Here is an 818-nt window from a genome sequence, read left to right on the forward strand (position 1 = left end):
AAATGTGTCTTGTAGAGTGTTACCTAAGAGATTTCTCTTTGTTTGTTACAATCAGCTTGTCCAAGTTGTAAAAGAGCACGTAACATAAGGTTACTGGTAAACGTGATAATCTTGATTATCGGCAGGTAAAACCTGCCCTACGCTTAACGCTAACCTTGCGTTCGTCAGTAAATAACGATTGGATATAGGGCCATTTGCTTGTAGCCATTATGCTTTATGCAAGGCGGCAAGGAGGAAGCATACTGTAGTATGCAACGACGCAGCCAACGCAGCAGAAAGGATAATGGTGGAGCCAAGCGGGATCGAACCGCTGACCTCCTGCGTGCAAGGCAGGCGCTCTCCCAGCTGAGCTATGGCCCCGATGATTTAGCTAAAGTCTGCAGATGAACACATTTGCAGGCTTCGTTGATGCGGGTGACTTAACGTCAGGCGAAGCCTGACCTACGTCCTTTCCCGTATCAGCTATTTCTTAGCGCCCTCAATTTCGAGGGAGGGCAAGGCGGGAGCCGAGGACGTGTATGCTAATACACGACGAGGTTTCCAACGCAGCCATCGCGAAGAAATGGTGGGTCTGAGTAGACTTGAACTACCGACCTCACCCTTATCAGGGGTGCGCTCTAACCAGCTGAGCTACAGACCCAGTATCCGTGCTGAATGCATTTCGTAGCCGCCTATGCGGAACGGCATGCGCAGCATGCCCTACGTAAAAACATTCACGTTATTTACTGTTATCAAAGCCAATTCAATCTGTGTGAGCACTCACATATTATGAGCTATCGTTAAGGAGGTGATCCAGCCGCAGGTTCCCCTACGGCTAC

General features: G+C 49.3%; 2 tRNA genes. Both read right to left on the reverse strand.

Annotated features, from left to right (window positions below):
- Positions 1 to 284 precede the first annotated feature (284 nt).
- Positions 285 to 360, reverse strand: a tRNA-Ala gene (locus tag CWE07_RS14275).
- A 203-nt stretch (positions 361 to 563) separates the two neighbouring features.
- Positions 564 to 640, reverse strand: a tRNA-Ile gene (locus CWE07_RS14280).
- Positions 641 to 818 lie beyond the last annotated feature (178 nt).

The sequence above is a fragment of the Aliidiomarina maris genome (genome assembly GCF_003987335.1).
Taxonomy (GTDB): Bacteria; Pseudomonadota; Gammaproteobacteria; order Enterobacterales; family Alteromonadaceae; genus Aliidiomarina; species Aliidiomarina maris.